Origin of the sequence: Bifidobacterium sp., assembly GCF_022647885.1 — a bacterium.
Taxonomy (GTDB): Bacteria; Actinomycetota; Actinomycetes; order Actinomycetales; family Bifidobacteriaceae; genus Bombiscardovia.
In genome coordinates this window covers 1,788,479-1,805,854 of the sequence record NZ_JALCLM010000001.1, presented here as the reverse complement: position 1 = coordinate 1,805,854, position 17,376 = coordinate 1,788,479, and the positions used below count along the sequence as shown (strand labels likewise).

Annotated in this window: 13 protein-coding genes and 1 pseudogene; 11 read left to right on the top strand and 3 right to left on the bottom strand. The window is 48.5% G+C overall.

Annotated features, from left to right (window positions below; translation table 11 throughout):
• The first annotated feature begins 3 nt into the window (after positions 1-3).
• From LKI20_RS07635 to LKI20_RS07625, 3 genes are read left to right on the top strand one after another with little or no spacing between them, the layout of a single operon-like run.
• On the top strand, positions 4-552 hold the full coding sequence (locus LKI20_RS07635; protein ID WP_291772380.1) for an alcohol dehydrogenase: 549 nt from the start codon (positions 4-6) through the stop codon (positions 550-552).
• Positions 549-1,616, top strand: a complete 1,068-nt coding sequence (locus LKI20_RS07630) for a prephenate dehydratase (RefSeq protein WP_291772377.1) — start codon at positions 549-551, stop codon at positions 1,614-1,616. Before LKI20_RS07635 ends, LKI20_RS07630 begins: the two co-directional genes overlap by 4 nt.
• A 26-nt stretch (positions 1,617-1,642) precedes the next feature.
• A complete protein-coding gene (locus LKI20_RS07625) occupies positions 1,643-2,686 on the top strand; it encodes a prephenate dehydrogenase (RefSeq protein ID WP_291773458.1) in 1,044 nt (347 codons plus the stop codon).
• A gap of 136 nt (positions 2,687-2,822) precedes the next feature.
• Here LKI20_RS07625 and LKI20_RS07620 read toward each other — a convergent pair.
• From LKI20_RS07620 to LKI20_RS07610, 3 genes and pseudogenes are all read right to left on the bottom strand, one after another.
• A pseudogene (locus tag LKI20_RS07620) lies at positions 2,823-3,071 on the bottom strand (DUF6725 family protein); the annotation flags it as partial.
• A gap of 222 nt (positions 3,072-3,293) precedes the next feature.
• Positions 3,294-5,945 (bottom strand): ABC transporter permease, encoded by a 2,652-nt coding sequence (locus LKI20_RS07615; RefSeq protein WP_291772374.1) that lies wholly within the window; start codon positions 5,943-5,945, stop codon positions 3,294-3,296.
• A complete protein-coding gene (locus LKI20_RS07610) occupies positions 5,938-6,843 on the bottom strand; it encodes an ABC transporter ATP-binding protein (RefSeq protein ID WP_291772371.1) in 906 nt (301 codons plus the stop codon). The genes LKI20_RS07615 and LKI20_RS07610 overlap by 8 nt, the downstream gene beginning before the upstream one ends.
• A gap of 202 nt (positions 6,844-7,045) precedes the next feature.
• Between LKI20_RS07610 and LKI20_RS07605 the strand changes: the two genes are divergently transcribed.
• The 8 genes from LKI20_RS07605 (at position 7,046) to LKI20_RS07570 (ending at position 17,372) form a co-directional block, all read left to right on the top strand.
• Positions 7,046-8,125 (top strand): tyrosine recombinase XerC, encoded by a 1,080-nt coding sequence (locus LKI20_RS07605; RefSeq protein WP_291772368.1) that lies wholly within the window; start codon positions 7,046-7,048, stop codon positions 8,123-8,125.
• A 314-nt stretch (positions 8,126-8,439) separates the two neighbouring features.
• Positions 8,440-10,086: a peptide ABC transporter substrate-binding protein gene (locus tag LKI20_RS07600; RefSeq protein ID WP_291772365.1), complete on the top strand. Its 1,647-nt coding sequence runs from the start codon at positions 8,440-8,442 to the stop codon at positions 10,084-10,086.
• Between the two features lie 159 nt (positions 10,087-10,245).
• Positions 10,246-11,172: an ABC transporter permease gene (locus LKI20_RS07595; RefSeq protein WP_291772361.1), complete on the top strand. Its 927-nt coding sequence runs from the start codon at positions 10,246-10,248 to the stop codon at positions 11,170-11,172.
• Positions 11,173-11,218: 46 nt separating this feature from the next.
• Entirely contained in the window at positions 11,219-12,202 is a 984-nt protein-coding gene (locus LKI20_RS07590) for an ABC transporter permease (protein WP_291773454.1), read from the top strand.
• 11 nt (positions 12,203-12,213) lie between these two features.
• Positions 12,214-14,265, top strand: a complete 2,052-nt coding sequence (locus tag LKI20_RS07585) for a dipeptide ABC transporter ATP-binding protein (protein ID WP_291772358.1) — start codon at positions 12,214-12,216, stop codon at positions 14,263-14,265.
• Positions 14,266-14,507: 242 nt separating this feature from the next.
• Positions 14,508-15,368, top strand: coding sequence for an exodeoxyribonuclease III (locus LKI20_RS07580; RefSeq protein WP_291772355.1), 861 nt, complete (start codon positions 14,508-14,510; stop codon positions 15,366-15,368).
• Between the two features lie 222 nt (positions 15,369-15,590).
• Positions 15,591-16,529, top strand: a complete 939-nt coding sequence (locus tag LKI20_RS07575; RefSeq protein WP_291772351.1) for a DUF3710 domain-containing protein — start codon at positions 15,591-15,593, stop codon at positions 16,527-16,529.
• Between the two features lie 162 nt (positions 16,530-16,691).
• Positions 16,692-17,372 (top strand): DUF3159 domain-containing protein, encoded by a 681-nt coding sequence (locus tag LKI20_RS07570; RefSeq protein WP_291773452.1) that lies wholly within the window; start codon positions 16,692-16,694, stop codon positions 17,370-17,372.
• Positions 17,373-17,376: the final 4 nt, after the last annotated feature.

The following is a 17,376-nucleotide window of genomic DNA, read 5'->3' as shown; positions in this document are numbered from 1 at the left end:
GGCATGGCATCGTTGAATTTCCAAGAGCAATTCGAAGAACCTCCTGCACCAGTAACAGCGCAGAGGCATCAAGAGTATCTTCCTCTGTCATATCGTTTGGGTGTGCCAGGACGATTATTGGTATCCATTATTAGTGGATTTCTCGTTGCGATTATTGCCTCTGGTACTCATAGAATGGGCGCTGCTGAGAATATTCCTTATGGTTTGTTTCTTTCCTTCATGCTGATAGGAATGTCTGCCTGGGCTGCAAGAAGCAGGAGCGGCGTATTCGGCGCTGGGTTTCATCTACTGTCATCATCGGCAATGGCTTGGTTGATGGCATTTCCTGGTCCCGCTGGCGATGTATTGGTCCCTGTTGGAGGCAAGGGTGTGTTTTTAAGCTTCTTTGGCATGCATGCGGGATACATCTGGTTGTATGGCCTTATAGTGTTGCAGTTGGTAATGCTCGTGCTGCCGCAGCGGTGGTTTACTGTTGCGGGTTCGTTACAAGCGAAGACTGCAGTACAGCAATATGCATCTGAGCCTAAACGATCTGCCGAGGTACATAGATGAGTTCCACACCTCCTAATTCCACACCTCCTAATTCCACACCGCCTAATTCCACACCGCCTAGTTCCACACAACGCATTTGGTATTTGGGCCCACAAGGTTCATTCACACACCAGGCTGCCAACGACGTGCTTCATCATTATCTGAGCGATAGCGACAATGGTGAGCTTATTCCCGCGGCAAATGTTAAAGATATTATGGCTGCTGTGCAGTCAGGGCAAGGTTGGGGTGTAATTGCTTGGGAAAGCAATGTTGAGGGGTATGTTGTCCCTAACCTCGATATGATGATTGACTCAGATAACGTTGCTGCGTTTGCTAGGGTCAGTGTGGATATTGCCTTCGACGCTTTTACTAGCACTCCTGAGGGCCTAGCGTTGACAGAGGTAAGCGCACATCCACACGGATTAGCTCAATGCCAGTCATATATTGAATCTGCGAATCTTCGGCCCGTACCAGCATCCTCCAATGCTGCCGCCTGCAGAGATATTCTGCCTGGTCAAGTAGCTTTAGGTCCACGAATATGCGGTGATTTGTATGGATTACGCACATTGGCGACTGAAATTCAGGACTATCAAGGGGCTCATACCGATTTCTTGGTGCTGAATCGCAGAGAAGCAATCATGCAATTTCTTTCTTATCAGGCGAACCAGCAGTCAGGAGAATACGAATCAGTGATTGCACTGATTCCGCTTAGCACTGGTTCAGGAGTACTCGCCAATGCACTAGATGTGTTGCGGGATGCAGGGCTCAATATGACTAGCTTTATTTCACGTCCGATTAAGGGCAATGATGGTACCTACAGTTTTATCGCAACCATAGATGCAGCACCATGGCAGCAGAACTTTCATGAGGCTCTGTCCCAGTTGATTGCTTCAGGAACATGGATTAAGACTCTGGCTGTTTACTCACGTCGCGAACGTCCTAACCCACCGGTTACGGCTTGGATGTTGCCGCGAGGAGGCGCATCGATGAGTGTACCTCAGCAAGGAGCGTCAGCTTCTCAGAGCGCATTCTCAGAAGGAATTAATGAGAACAGCGATGAGATACGCAAGGAGTTGTTATGGTGACTGGCATGATGCATCCAAACCACGGTATGAAAGCATCGCCTATTTTGACATCCGCTCACAAAATTGCGATAGCGGGTTTGGGACTTATCGGTGGTTCTCTGGCGCGACGGTTAGTAGATCATGGTCGATATGTTATTGCGTGGAACCATAATGAGCGCCCTTATGCGGCGGCTGAGGCATGTGGAATTCATTGCGTAAATTCCTTGTCTGAGTTGATTGCCGGTAAACCAGACATATTGGTATTGGCAACGCCGCTGGTTACCATACCGGAGATCCTTAAGATTTTGGCGCCGATTTGGCATCCCTCGGTAACACTCAGCGATGTGGGTAGTGTGAAAGGGATGGTGCGTAATCAGGTCGAAGCTGCGGGATTGGGGGGGTATTACGTCGGAGCTCATCCTATGGCCGGCAATGAGTGTTCAGGATTTGAGGCTTCTAGTAGTGAACTTCTTAACAACGCATTGTGGGCAGTAACCTTTGATGACACTACTCAATATTCGCGCTTTCTGACTGTGTCTGACATGATTTGCCAAGGTGCTGACAATCGAATGATTGCTGTTGATGACACAACTCACGATGCCTGTGCTGCCTTGATTTCGCACATGCCTCATGTGGTGTCAACAGCACTCTCGAATCAGCTAGTCGATTCCAGAAATCGCAATATTGCATTGGCGCTTTCTGCAGGTTCATGGCGCGATATGACTAGAGTCTCTCTCACTGACCCGCAGAGAACGCGTGCGATGGTGGTCGAGGATGCTCACAATGTTGAATCTCTGCTACGCCAGATGGCAACACGGTTGAACGAAGTGGCAGATGCCTTACATACTGATGACCAAGCGGCTTTAACATCATTCTTTGCGAAAGCTGACCCATTTCGCCGATATAAGGCTGATGAGAAGAACAAGGCGTCGAATAGCCAACAAACGATATCATCGCAGACAGTTAGCAGTCTGGATTTGCAGGATGATTCGTGGCGTGAAGATTTATTGAGTTCCGCGCGCAGAGGTGAACAGATTCTTGCCTTTACCACAACGCATCAGGTCTCGATTCAGACACGTGCCATAGCTTAATCTCCGGTTGTGTAGGGATTCCTGATAATTCTGAAAGTAATGTGGTGCCATAATGGCGGAATTGCAGTATTCTCATCCACTGCATACTTCGCAGTTCATCTAAAATCCCTACACAAACGAAAAACTTCGTCACATATCACGATTGATGTCGATTGGGACGTTCAGGTATTGGCTTGATACGAACGATTTTCTCGGCCTGAAGCCATACGCGCATAGCATGCCTTGATCCGTTTGCTGCTGGATCGCGCATAAGGTCGAGTTCTTTGCCATCCCAATAGTGCACATGACCTATATAGTCTCGATACTTCATCCTCTGGTCATCGGGGTTAACGCCTTCCTCGACTCTGACGACTACGCGTGCACCTGTGGGGATCGTTGAGGGTAACTGTTGACGGTAGAGATTTCGAGAGCCAGCAGCACCATTGTTGTGATCATGTGTTTGTGTATGAGCACCTAGCTCAACAGACACATTGACATCATCGCAGGACGTATCTGCACAGTCATGCCCATTGTGATCGTCGTCTGTCATATATACCTTAGTTAATCTGGCTGCGCCCTCTACCGCAGTAGAGGGCGCAGCAATCATCTGTCGTGTGTCTCAGTGAAGTTAGTCGGTGGCTACCGCATCCAATACTGGAACTTTCAGCGCTCGCCTTGCAGGAGGCAAACTTGCCAGCACGCCGACAACAATTGCCGCAATCAGGAAGATGAGCAATTCTGACCATGGGATGTCGAGTGATTCCAAACCTTGCGAGGCATACACTTTTTGGATTACCACACCAGCTATGCTTCCTACAATCATGCCTACAAGCGTGCCAAAGACTGAAATCATAGAGGATTCGATAGCCAGCATGCCGCGAACTTGACCTTTACTAGTACCGATAGCTCGTAAGAGACCAATCTCACGTGTGCGTTCTGAAACGCTGAGAGCAAGTGTGTTCACGATGCCGAAAATGGCAATCACAATCGACAAGGCCAATAATGCATAGAGAATCAACATAATCTGGTCAACCATTGAGGAAATAGTCGATTTGAATTCGTCCCTATCCATCACTGAAATGATGTAATACGGTTTAACTGCTGCTATGAGATCTTTCTTGACTTTGCTGTCGTCAGCTCCCTTGTTTGTGCTGATATACATTGCACTAGTAAGTTGCATCTGAGGTGTCACTAATTTATCGGCCGATTTGTGCGCCAGAATAATCGACGAACTGAAGGTCGCGTCATTGGTTATAGCTCCGACCTTGAGCTGTACTGTGGTGAGATCGGTAGAAACTTTGATAGTTTCTCCGATAGACCAGGATTTATCGTCTGCGACATTTTTCGCAACGATAATTTCGTTATTCTTAAGGGCCTTATCTGGATTCCCTTCAGAGTTTTGTGGCGTGAAGACATCAGTAAACAGTGAGTTATCTGTGGTGATGGTGGATGCTTGGACGCTTTTGTTATTGAATTTAACGCCCTGCAGGAGTTTGTTAGCTGTTACTGATTTCACTCCTTTGACATCCTTGACTGAGTCCACCGCAGCATCAGGAATAGCTCCCATGCCGCCGCTAGCCATGGCTACAAACTCTGATTTCAGCCCATTGTCAACGATTCCTGCAACTGAGCTCTTTGCTGAGGAAGCAACCACTGATAAACAGCTCACGATGGCGATGCCAACAAACAGTGCGGCTGCGGTGTTTGCCGTTCGACGTTTCGAACGAGCCAAATTCCTGGTGGAGAGTTTTCCTGTTACTGGGAACACTAAGGATGGCGCCCAGCCTAAAATTTTGCTCACCATAGTCACTAATGCAGGACTGAGCACAATAAAACCAATAACGATGAACGCGGCGCCCACGCCTAGAGGCCAGCCCGTATTCATGTCGTTGACAGCTTTCCAAGGGGTGAGTCCATCGCTAGAAGTAGCAAGTTGAACTGTAAAGACCCAGCTGACAATTCCCAAGGCGCACATAACGGTTCCTATGATTGCCCGAATGAATGTCGGCTTTTCGGGGTTGACTGTCTCATTCATAGCTTGCAGAGGAGGAGCCAGAGAGGCGTGACGTGCAGGGAAGGCAGCACCTATCAGGGAAACACAAACTCCAACTGTCAAGCCTATAAGCACATCCCGAAGGGTTGGATTGGATGCACCAGTTAGTGGTGAGCCAATTTGAGACATTCCTGCGGCTATAAGCTTCACCATGCCCCAGCCAAGACCGATGCCGGCTGCAGAACCTACAACGCCCATGATGATTGCTTGAATTATTACTGTGGCAAAGACTTGTCCTGGTGACGCTCCTACGGAGCGTAGTAGAGCATATCCGCGCATAGATTCTCGGACGATCATTGAGAAGGTATTGGCGATGATAAAGGAACCGACAAATAGTGCAATCACGGCGAAAATCAGTATCAACGGCTGAATGAAACCTAGTGAATCCTTAACAGATTGAGACTGCTCATCACGGACAGTATCTCCTGTCACCGCTGAGGCCTTGCTGGAAGAAGGTAGTGACTTATCGATAGCATCTGCAAGTGTACTCTGTTGTTGAGCGTCTAGAGCTTTGCCTCCATTTGCTGAGCCATACACTGCGATGTATTGCGTTTCGTCCGGATTTTCAGCAAGTTTGTCACTAGCTGCCTTTGCAACTGCAGGGTCAAGACCGATAATAATTGCCCCAGCTTGGCTGTTGGAGGTTTGGAAGATGCCACTCACTTTTACTGTGTGCGGTCCTTCGGGGTATACCAATGTGGTGCTATCGCCGACTTGCAAATCAGCTTTTTGTGCAGCATAAGAGTCCAAGGCGATTTCGCTCTCACCTGTGGCATAAGTGCCCTTTGTCATAGATGCTGAGCGCCAAGGGTTCTGAGATGACATACCTATGCCTAGAGTCGGAGCACCCACTGCTGCTACGGCATTGCCATCTTTACCTACCAGTACTAGGCCTGAGACTGAGTAACGGACATTGGCTGTTTTTACGCCGTGTACCGTTGCTATATCCTTCTCTAGAGAAATTGCGATGTCGTTGTACGTAGTCGTAGATGATGAAGACGTTGATGAAGCTGTTGATGAAGTTCCATCATCACTTACCGCTTTGTTGCCACGGATATACACGTCGGCATCCATATTAGAGGACATCATCTGGTCGACTTGATTGTTGAGCATCTCTCTGAAGCAGAAGGATCCAACTACGAATCCAACACCCAAAGCGATGGCTATCATCGACATAACAAATCTTGAGAAATGGGAGCGTGCCTCCCTTAAACCAATTTTAATCACGAGAAACCTCGTTCTGCTCTGCTGCATCTTGGTGTTCTACGGACTGTGTTGTATCGGTGTGCTGTTCGTCGCTATCTGGATCGCTAAACACTTCGAGAATATCTTCGTAGCTGGGATGCTGCATATCTCTGGTGACCTGACCATCGGCAAGAACCAAAACGCGGTCAGCATATGATGCAGCCCTTGGATCGTGCGTGACCATTACGATGGTCTGCCCATACTCAGAGACTGATGATTTGAGGAAGCCAAGCACTTCGCGGCTGGATCGAGAGTCAAGATTACCGGTTGGTTCGTCTGCAAACACTACAGAAGGTCGAGCCATAAGAGCTCTTGCACAGGCGACGCGCTGCTGTTGTCCGCCTGAGAGTTGACTTGGTCGGTGTGTCAGTCTTTCGCGCAGACCAACCACATCCACCACGCGATTAAACCAATCTCTGTCAATGGGTTTTTTGGCAATTTGCAACGGCAGGAGGATGTTTTCCTCGGCAGTGAGAGTCGGAACCAAATTGAAAGATTGGAAGATGAAGCCAATTTGCTCGCGTCTGAGTTTAGTGAGATCTTTCTGTGACATCGAAGAGACTTCAAGTGATTCCACGATGACCCGTCCGGAACTAGGCGTATCTAATCCAGCCATGCAATGCATCAACGTGGATTTACCAGAGCCGGAAGGCCCCATAATTGCGGTCATTTCGCCACGACGAAATTCCACATTCACATGATCTAGAGCAGTCACCACAGCGTCTTTGTCGCCATAGTTTTTGCACAGATCAATCGCTTGAGCAACAATTGCAGATCCACTGATAGATTCTGAATGGTCCGTCTGCGCAGTCCTGCTACGGCGACTGCGCGCCAGCTCATGTTTGCGCTGTTCTTTTTCTCGTGATCCGTGAAGTCCCATAACCAGTCCTGTTCTGCATTATTGCTAGCTCTGACATGTTGCTGTTAGTGAAGTGCACTCAAAAGGATGATGATACATTCGTTACTTGTTGACGCGGTTTATTCATCGGTGGTGCTGCTCTCGGCTGTTTCACCTCCACTTAAAGCAGATGATTGGGACAATCAGCATGTACTGTAAGAAGTCTTCGCTAGGATGATATCTCATGACCGAGGCGTCTGAGACTGAGAATACTTCTCCATCATTTGAGCGGGAGCGTCAGCAATTCTTGCAACATTTACGCATCAATGATGGTTTAAGCCTCAACACTGTGAAATCGTATGGTGCTGATATTACCGAGCTTCTGAACATTCTTGAGCTTCGCGGCATCAGTGATCTTTCAGAAGTTACTGTGAAAGATTTACGTTTGTGGGTGGCACATGAAGCGCATGGTCATGCACGCTCAACGCTGGCAAGAAAAATCGTCTCTGTCAGAAGATTCTTTTCATATTTATCACAGCGCGGACATATATTTACTAATCCGTCCGAAGAGCTAGTTACTCCTAAACAAACCCAAGAATTGCCGCGCATCTTGACGCAACTGCAGGCAAAAACCATGATGGATAGTGCTGAGCAGGCAATAGCCGATGTGACAGCAAGCAGCAGCAGGCCAAGCCGAGATGCACAACATCCAGATCCGCAGCTGTCAACAAACCGCAAGAGTATCGCTGTTGAATTACGGGATGTGGCAATAGTTGAGTTGCTCTATGCCACCGGAATACGAATTTCTGAGCTTATTGGTTTGGATCTTAACGATATTGACTTTTCGAGCCGCACTCTTCGGGTATTGGGCAAAGGGAACAAGCAACGGGTGGTTCCCTTTGGTGTACCTGCCCAACATGCGCTTGAGCGATGGATTGATGAAGGTCGCCCCATAATATTGCAGCATTCTCAAACCGGTGTGAACTCGGGAAATACAGGTTCAGAGCAGCACCTTGACGTACAGAAGCACGCCAGTAGCAAAGTCAATGCTCATGCCGTTTTTTTGGGGCTTAGAGGTAAACGTTTGGGAGTGAGGCAAGCCTCCACTATTGTCCATGAATTAGCACGACAGGCAGGGGTGCCAGATATTTCTCCGCATTCCCTACGACATTCCGCTGCTACACACATGCTCGATGGTGGGGCTGATTTGCGTGAAGTCCAGGAGCTTTTGGGCCACGCCTCGTTAAATACGACCCAGCGATACACACATGTTTCGATTGAGCAACTTAAACATCGGTATCAACAGGCTTTTCCAAGAGCGTGAAATCTATCATCCGTTAACATTCTCGTAACATTTCTCGATGGCGTGTAACATTCGACTTGTTGCAGGGGAAAAGGTAACAATACTGCCAAATCCTTATAGGACACTGACATTTCGATAGACAGCCAATGGGTGTGAATGCACTTCAAGAGATGTTGATGATGAGTTATTTGTTAATTATCGGAATTGTGCGATTCGACAAATGCGACAAGAATAGAGCGATGAAAGACGTTGGGGTCGGTGAGAAGAAGGCACCGACCCCAACGTGTACGGGGGAGACTCAGTACACACCACATACAAGTAGGGGAGCAAAATCAATGAGGAAGAGTTCTAAACTCTCACTTTTCGCTGCCACTGCATGCGTCCTGGCCCTTGGGCTCAGTGCGTGCGGCAGCAGTTCCAGTGATGCAAGCAGTGACGCTTCGGCAAGTACTAGCATCATTTCGGCATATGGCTGTGAGCCACAGAATCCTTTGATTCCAACGAACACCAATGAGACTTGCGGTGGCAATCCCATCGATCTGTTGTTCGCGAAGCTCGTTTCATTTGACGCCAAGGGGAAGGCATCGAACGAGGTTGCCAAGGAAATCAAGGCTAACTCAGACAATACTGAGTACACCATCACGTTGAAGAGCGGATGGAAGTTCACCGACGGTACACCTGTTACCGCTGAATCATTTACCAAGGCGTGGAGCTATGGTGCCAACGCCACTAACGCTCAGCTGAGCTCAAGCTTCTTCTCGGTAATTCAGGGCTACGATGCACTGCAGGAGAAGGGTGTTGCGTCTACCGCACAGCTTTCAGGCTTGAAGGTTGTCGATGACAACACCTTCACGGTGACGTTGAACGAGGCCAACTCGGTATTCCCAACTATGCTCGGATACACCGCTTACGCGCCACTGCCAGAGTCCTTCTTCAAGGACCCTAAGGCATTCGGCGAAAAGCCAGTGGGCAACGGACAATACAAGTTTGAATCTTGGACGCATAACCAGAGTATCAAGCTCGTGAAGAATGATGCGTATAAGGGTAACCAGCCAGCAAAGAATGGCGGCATTACCTTCAAGATGTACACCGACGTTGAGCCTGCATATGCAGATGTTCAGGCAGGAAACCTCGACGTTCTGGAGACCATTCCAGCTTCGCAGACCAAGACTTTCACCACGGATGATACCGTGCAGGCTTATAACAAGGCTGGTTCTGTATTCCAAGGATTTACTTTCCCTTCAACGCTTGAACACTTCAAGAATGATGAAGAGGGTCACCTGCGTCGTCAAGCTATCTCTATGTCTATTGACCGCAAGGCCATTGTGGACAAGGTACTCAACGGTGTCGGCACTCCAGCTGTTGATTTCACCTCACCAATGACTCCAGGATTCTCAGACTCACTCAAGGGCAACTCTGTGTTGAAGTACAACAAGACTGAGGCCAAGAAGCTGTGGGATGAAGCCAATAAGATTTCTGCATGGAACTCATCTGACAAGCTGACCTTTGCATACAACGCCGATGGTGGTGCAAAGCCTGTTTATGACGCCATTGTCAACTCCGTGAAGAATACCCTTGGTATTGACGCGGCCACCAACCCAATGCCAACCTTCAGCGAGTTCCGTTCGGCTATCACTGATCGTTCAATCAAGTCCGCCTTCCGCGCTGGATGGCAGCCCGATTACCCATCCGCTGAAAACTATCTGAAGCCGCTGTATTCTTCATCAGCAGCTGACGGTAATGGTTCCAACGATGGTGATTACAAGAATCCTGCTTTTGATGCATTGATTAGCAAGGCTGCAAGCAGCACCAGCGAAGACGATGCTAACAAAGATTATCAGGCTGCTCAGGAGCTTCTGCTCAAAGATCTGCCTGCTGTCCCGCTCTACTACTCCAACGCCAATGGCGTTGCAGCTAAAGGCGTGAAGGGCTTCACCATGAACTGGAAGAATCTTCCGGTCTACCAAGACCTCACCAAGTAGGAGTAAGCTGACGGTCTGAAGTTTGTGCAACGAGCGTGGCAAGGATCATGCGAAGTTTGGTTCTTGCCACGCTCGATGCACATTTCCATGTTTATGGGATGTTTGGAGAAACAATGAAGCCGGAATGCGTTATCCGGGTAATCGAAAAGGAGCAAGCCGATGGGTAAATATCTGCTCAGACGAGTATTGCAGATGATCCCAGTGGTGATCGGCACGACGTTACTGATTTACGCTTTGGTGTTCGCACTGCCGGGAGACCCGGTCAAAGCAATGTTTGGTGACAAGCCCGTCAATGAAGCCGTGGCAGCACAGATACGATCTGAATACAATCTTGACAAGCCTTTCATCATTCAATACATACTGTTTTTGAAGAATGCCTTAACACTTGATTTTGGCAATACTTTTAGCGGACAGCCAGTAATCGATGTTATCGGGAGAGCCTTCCCTGTAACTATCAAACTCACCATTATGGCTTTTGTATTCGAAGCGATTTTCGGAGTGATTTTCGGTATCGTCTCTGGTCTGAAAAAGGGAAAATGGTACGACAGCGTGATTCTTATCGTTTCGTTGCTATTAATTTCTGTGCCAACCTTCGTCACTGGTTTCTTGCTGCAGTTCTTCCTCGGTGTCAAATGGCAGATTCTGCCAGTCACAGCAGGTGGTAACCCAGGCTTCCTGGATTTGCTGATGCCTGCAATGGTCCTTGGCAGCGTATCTATGGCCTATATAATTCGCCTGACTCGTTCCGAGATTTCCTCGAATATGAACGAGGACTATGTACGTACTGCACGAGCAAAAGGTATGTCTAATCGCTCAGTCACCATGCGCCATATCTTGCGTAACTCAATGATTCCTGTAGTGACATATTTAGGAACTGATATTGGTGCATTAATGGGCGGCGCAATGATTTCTGAGCGCATCTTCAACATTCAGGGTGTGGGCAACACGCTGTATCAAGGTATTCTGCGCGGCGAAGGCACTCTAGTGGTGTCGATTGTCACCATATTGGTATTGATCTTTGTGATCTGCAATTTGGTGGTCGATATGTTATATGCCGTGCTTGATCCGCGAATCCGGTATGCGTGAGAGGATAACGATGTCTCAACAAATGATGTCTGAACAAGAAGGCAATATGTCCCAAGACGCAGTTTCCGGATCAACGGAAGATTTCGTCATCACACCATTCCCCGGTCAAGAGCGCTTCGTTGCTCCTTTAGATGAGACACCACTCAAAGAAGTCGATACGGTTGACGAGGATGAGCCAGCGACCAGCATGTGGGCTGATGCTTGGCGCACACTGCGCAAGAACCCCTTCTTTATTATTTCGGGTGTACTGATCATTTTCATTGTTGTGGTTGCGCTGTTCCCGCAATTATTTACCAAACTTGACCCAACATACTGTGTGCTCAACAGCTCCCTTGGCACGGGGAGTAAGGGGCATCCTTTAGGTTTTGATCAACAAGGTTGCGATATATACTCTCGTGTGATTTATGGCACACGCACTTCGCTGAGCGTAGGTATTCTGAGTACTTTGATTTCGACATTGGTAGGTGGACTCATTGGTGCTGTTGCAGGATATTACGGTCGTTGGGTTGATGCTCTTCTGAGCCGTATCACGGATATCTTCTTTGCAATCCCTCTGCTGCTCGGTGCCATCGTCGTACTGCAGATGTTCCGCACGTCTTCCTCTATTTGGAAGGTTGTTCTGGTGCTGTCCCTCTTCGGTTGGGTTTCTGTGGCTCGTATCACCCGCGGCTCTGTGATGGAAACAAAGAATCTTGAATTTAATACCGCTTCTACAGCGCTTGGTTCGTCTCCAATGCGTAATCTTTTCCGTCACGTAGTGCCAAACTCCTTGGCACCTGTCATTGTGATTGCTACTACTTCCCTTGGCTCATACATCGTTTCTGAGGCAACGCTGAGCTTCCTTGGCATCGGTTTGCCAACGACTGTGGTCAGCTGGGGTGGAGATATTTCGTCTGCGCAGCCCTTGCTTCGTGTCGATCCCCAAGTACTCTTCTACCCATCGCTAGCACTGGCGATAACGGTACTCGCCTTCATCATGATGGGCGATGCTGTCAAAGATGCACTTGATCCCAAGAGCCGGACTGCCTGAGCGGAGGAATTATGACTGAAAACGTGAATACTAAACAGCATCATCTCACCTCTGATACAGCTCAAACTGATCAGACAGGACAGACAGTGTTGCCACCGGACAAGCCCTTGCTCGAAGTGAAAAACTTACAAGTTGATTTCACGACTGACACTGGCGGAGCTGTGCACGCAGTGCGAGATTCTTCGTTCAATGTGTATCCAGGACAATGGGTGGCTATTGTTGGAGAGTCCGGATCAGGAAAATCTACCTCCGCGATGGCTGTTCTGGGCTTACTGCCCGGTACTGGACATGTTGTTGGCGGAAGTATTGAGCTTGAGGGCAAAGATATTACTTCGCTCAATCGCAAAGAGTACGAGCATATCCGTGGTCGTGAAATGGGACTGGTACCTCAAGACCCAATGAGCAACCTCAATCCTGTTTGGCGCATAGGTAAACAGGTCGAAGAGGCTTTGAAAGCCAACGGCATGGATGTCAAGCATGAAAAGCGCTCTAATCTGTCAAAAGCATTTGCTGATGCTGAAGTTGATTTGCAAAAGAAGGATGACGAACTGTTCATTGCTTCTCAAGAGTTGCCTACCCTGCTCGCTGAAGCACAACAAGCTGTTACCGAAGCTGGTACACCGAATGTTGACAAGAAACTCGCCTACTTCAACGAACAATGGATTCCTGGTTCTGAAACCCGCTGGCGTGTAGCGCAAGACCTGATTCAAGCAGGTGTTGACCAAGATAAGGCGTGGGATATTGCTAAACGTAATGTCACAGGCGCTTCAATTGATGATCGAATCGGTGGCCTATTAGCAGAGGCAGGTTTGCCGGATGCAGCTACTCGCGCGCGTCAATACCCGCATGAATTCTCCGGTGGTATGCGTCAACGTGCTTTGATTGCTATCGGTCTTGCATCACGCCCTGACCTGTTGATTGCCGATGAGCCGACTAGTGCACTTGACGTTACGGTGCAGAAGAAAATTCTTGACCATCTCAAGCAACTGACTGATTCCCTAGGTACGGCTGTACTATTTATCACCCATGATCTTGGTCTAGCAGCTGAGCGTGCACAGCACATTGTGGTGATGTATAAAGGCCGAGTTGTTGAATCAGGTCCCAGCCTCGAAGTACTACAACATCCCCAGCACCCATATACCAAGCGTTTGGTAAATGCTGCTCCTTCCTTGGCTTCGCAACGTATTATTTCTGCGACAGAGCGTGGTGAGGATGCCACTCGTCTGATGGAACACCATCTGGTCGATGAGAGTGGCTTGGATCGTAGCGAGCACATTATCACCGTGGATCACCTGACCAAAGAGTTCAAGCTGCCGCGCACGAAGGATCTCTTTAAAGCTGTTGATGATGTTTCCTTCTCGGTAAAACGTGGTACGACTTTGGCTATTGTGGGGGAGTCTGGTTCAGGCAAATCCACAGTTGCTAACATGGTTCTGCATTTGCTTGATCCGACATCGGGGACTGTCAGTTATGACGGACAGAATATTGCGGAATTCAATGCTAAGGAATTGATGAATTTCCGTAGGCATGTGCAGCCAGTATTCCAGAATCCTTATGGGTCGCTTGACCCGATGTATTCGATTTACCGTTCAATCGAAGAACCACTGCGCATTCACCATATCGGTAACGATGCCAGCCGTCGTAAGAGGGTTGCGGAGTTGTTGGATTTGGTTGAAATGCCACAGTCGGTCATGAGGCGTTATCCCAATGAGCTCTCTGGTGGACAGCGTCAGCGAATTGCCATCGCTAGGGCTATGGCGCTTGATCCGGACGTAATTATCTGTGATGAGGCTGTTTCCGCTCTAGACGTGCTAGTGCAAGATCAGGTGTTGCACCTCTTGAATGATTTGCAGGCTGAGCGTGGTTTGAGCTACCTCTTCATTACACACGACCTAGCTGTGGTGCGCCAGATAGCTGATGAGGTGGTGGTGATGCAACACGGCAAACTTGTTGAGCATGCCACAACGGATGAGGTGTTTGAACATCCGCAACGCCAATACACTAGGGATTTGCTCGCCGCAATTCCTGGCGGCAACCTTGAGCTGGGGCTTGACAAGCGATAATTGCCTCGTTTTGACGCTGAGTGAAGGCCTAGGAGCACGAAAATACCGTGTTCCTAGGCCTTTTTCATCGATAGCTTCAGTTGTGTAGGGATTTATGGCTTATACGCATATATCCAAGAGATGGAAACACTGGAATTCCAACATTCTTTGATTTCATATACTTCTTGTCTCAGTAATAATCCCTACACAAACGCAGGGCGCTCGCCAGAAATGCGGTAAAGCTGGGTGATATGGTGTGCATTATGAGTATCACGGTGACGACTTCTAATGTAAACGGCATTCGAGCGGCAAAACGCAAAGGTGTAGAAGACTGGATTGGAGAGCATGTGCCAGATGTGTGGTGCATGCAAGAGGTCAGAGCACCACAACCTGAAATTGACCCAATATTCGATGAAGTTGCACAGCGCTATTTGGCGGCCGGCAAAGTTGCAACGCCAGATCGTCTCATACGGATGAACGAAATTTGCAATATTAAAGGTCGCGCTGGAGTTGGGCTATTGTCGGCTCTGCCGGTTGTGGATATGCGCTATGGTCTGCCAGGATTGAAAGAAGATGTTGACAGCGGACGTTGGATTGAAGCTGATATAGAGACTCCTCAAGGTTACCGAATTACCATTGCTTGTATTTACGTACATTCTGGTGATGCAGACGATCCTGTGAAAATGGAGCAGAAGTTCCGCTTCTTGAACTGTATGGTCACCAGACTTAGCGAATTACGAGACGAAGCGGCGGCAGGAGGGCGCCAAGCCCTGCTTTGTGGTGATTTCAACATAGCTCATACACCGTTGGATATTAAGAATGCCAAAGCCAATATCAAACATGCAGGTTTTATGCCAGAAGAGCGTGCCTTTATTGACAAATGGCTTGGCGAATTAGAATTCGTGGATGTTATGCGTGATCTCGCAGGAGATATACAAGGGCCTTACACGTGGTGGAGTCAACGTGGCAGAGCTTTTGATAACAATGTTGGATGGAGACTTGACTATCAGTTCGCCACACCTGAGCTGGCAGAAGCAGCAACTGGATTTACTATTGACAAGGCACCAAGTTACGCAACACGATGGAGCGATCATGCGCCGCTGAGTATCAGCTATGCAGTGTAACGATCAGTAGTGAATGTCACTAGTGACGGGGAGAAATGCTACAGGGGTATTTGCTGTCATGATTCGCTAACATGTGGTTGGTAATGGGGACTTGGTAAGGCTAATCTGGTAAAAAGTGTCAGGTAGTGCGTTCCATTCAAGATTGTGGTGCATACTGTAGGGAACGACTGCAATGATTGGCAATATGTGCTCGAATCACGAGCGCTCAGGAAACGAGGAACAATGGGTCTGTTTGGATTCGGCAAGCAACGCTCGAAACATCATGAGGGTGAAGATGACGCTGCAGCAGGTGAAAGCGAAGCCAAGGACAACTCCGTGACAAGCGCAGAGGATGCGACTGACAAGAGCTCGGATAGTGCCAATCAGGTTCAAGAAGCAGACGAATTGGACGATTCTGAGACATCGTCAAATGAATCACTCGATGACGACCTTGCCTCTGACACAAACGATGATGATGAAGATTCATTGTATAAAGGCCAGCGGTATGACGGGCCTTGGGATATCGAAGATGACGATGTCATCGATTATTCCAATCATCTAGATGTCGGAGCATTTAAGCTTCCCTACTTACAAGGGGTTGAGCTACGACTAAAGGCAAATCGTGCCAATGGGCAGATCCTTGGTGCCACAATCACTTATGGTTCCTCGAGCCTTGAACTGGAAGCTTTTGCTGCTCCTAAGACATTGGGATTGTGGGACGATGTTCGTGCGGATTTGCTTGAGGCGAATTCTGATGCTGATGAGCAAGAGGGCGCTTTCGGCACTGAGATTCTCTTGCCAGTAACGGTAAAAGGAAAGCGACTGATTACTCGTGTGGTTGGTGTCGATGGTCACCGCTGGATGTTACGAGGAATTTTCTCAGGTAAAGCTGCTGCAGAGGGCGATGAGAAAGATATTCTCGACCAATTCTTCTCGGATGTTGTGGTTGAGCGTGGTGAAGAACCTCTTGCCCCGCACGATCTGCTGCCTATGCATCCTCCAATCACACCTGGTCAAGATGATGATGCATCTGACGACGATACTCAAGACGATTCATCTAAATCTTCGAAGTCTGCAGCCAAAAAGATTCCAGGAAAACCTGATGGTCCTTTTGACAGCGATCAGCAGACCGAGGTGAAATCTACGTTATCTCGTGGCCCTATGTTCTCGGAGATGCGTTAACGCGTGGCGCTGTCAGATATACACAAAGATGACACGGTGAACAATACCGATCAAGAACACTCGAGTGAAGACAATGACGTAATAAGTCAGACCACTGCCCATGCTGCGCACAGTACACAGCTGCACGGTCTGGCATCGCTCGCACAAGAAGATTTCTCCGTTATGGATGCTATCGGAGGAATACGAGGTGTGGTGGAGTCTTTACTCCCTGGGTTGGTTTTTGTTATTGGATTTGTAACGACCAGAAATCTAGGTCTCACCATCATCGTTGCTGCTGCGTTGGCTGGGTTGGAACTGATCTTGCGGCTGGTGCAACGACAGTCCATTATGGGCGCACTCAGTGGTGTAGCTGCGGTGGGGATCTGTTTAGTCTGGGCTTGGTTCAGCAACGATGCCAGAAATTACTATTTGCCTGGTTTCATTACCAATGCCTGCTGGATAGTGGTTCTGCTGCTGTCAATAGCCGTAAGAATTCCTGGGATTGGTGCGCTTGTAGAGTTCATTCGCAATCCTGCTGTGACACAGCTAAGCACGTGGCTGAATGCGTGGCGTTCAGATAAGCCCTTGTATAGGGCGTATACCAAGGTCACCTTCCTGTGGTGTGCCATTTTCGCGTTAAGATTGGCAATTCAGTTGCCGTTGTATGTTACCGAGCAGATTGCATATTTAGGCACGGCTCGTTTGGTGATGGGAATTCCACTATTTGCTCTCACGATTTGGCTCTCATGGCTGATGCTTGCCACACCGCTTCATATACATCGTCGCAGTGAAGAGCAAGCTGAAATTCAGGAAACAGACATAGTGAAGCGCCGTACTGATGAATCATCAGTTGACGATAAATAAGGGG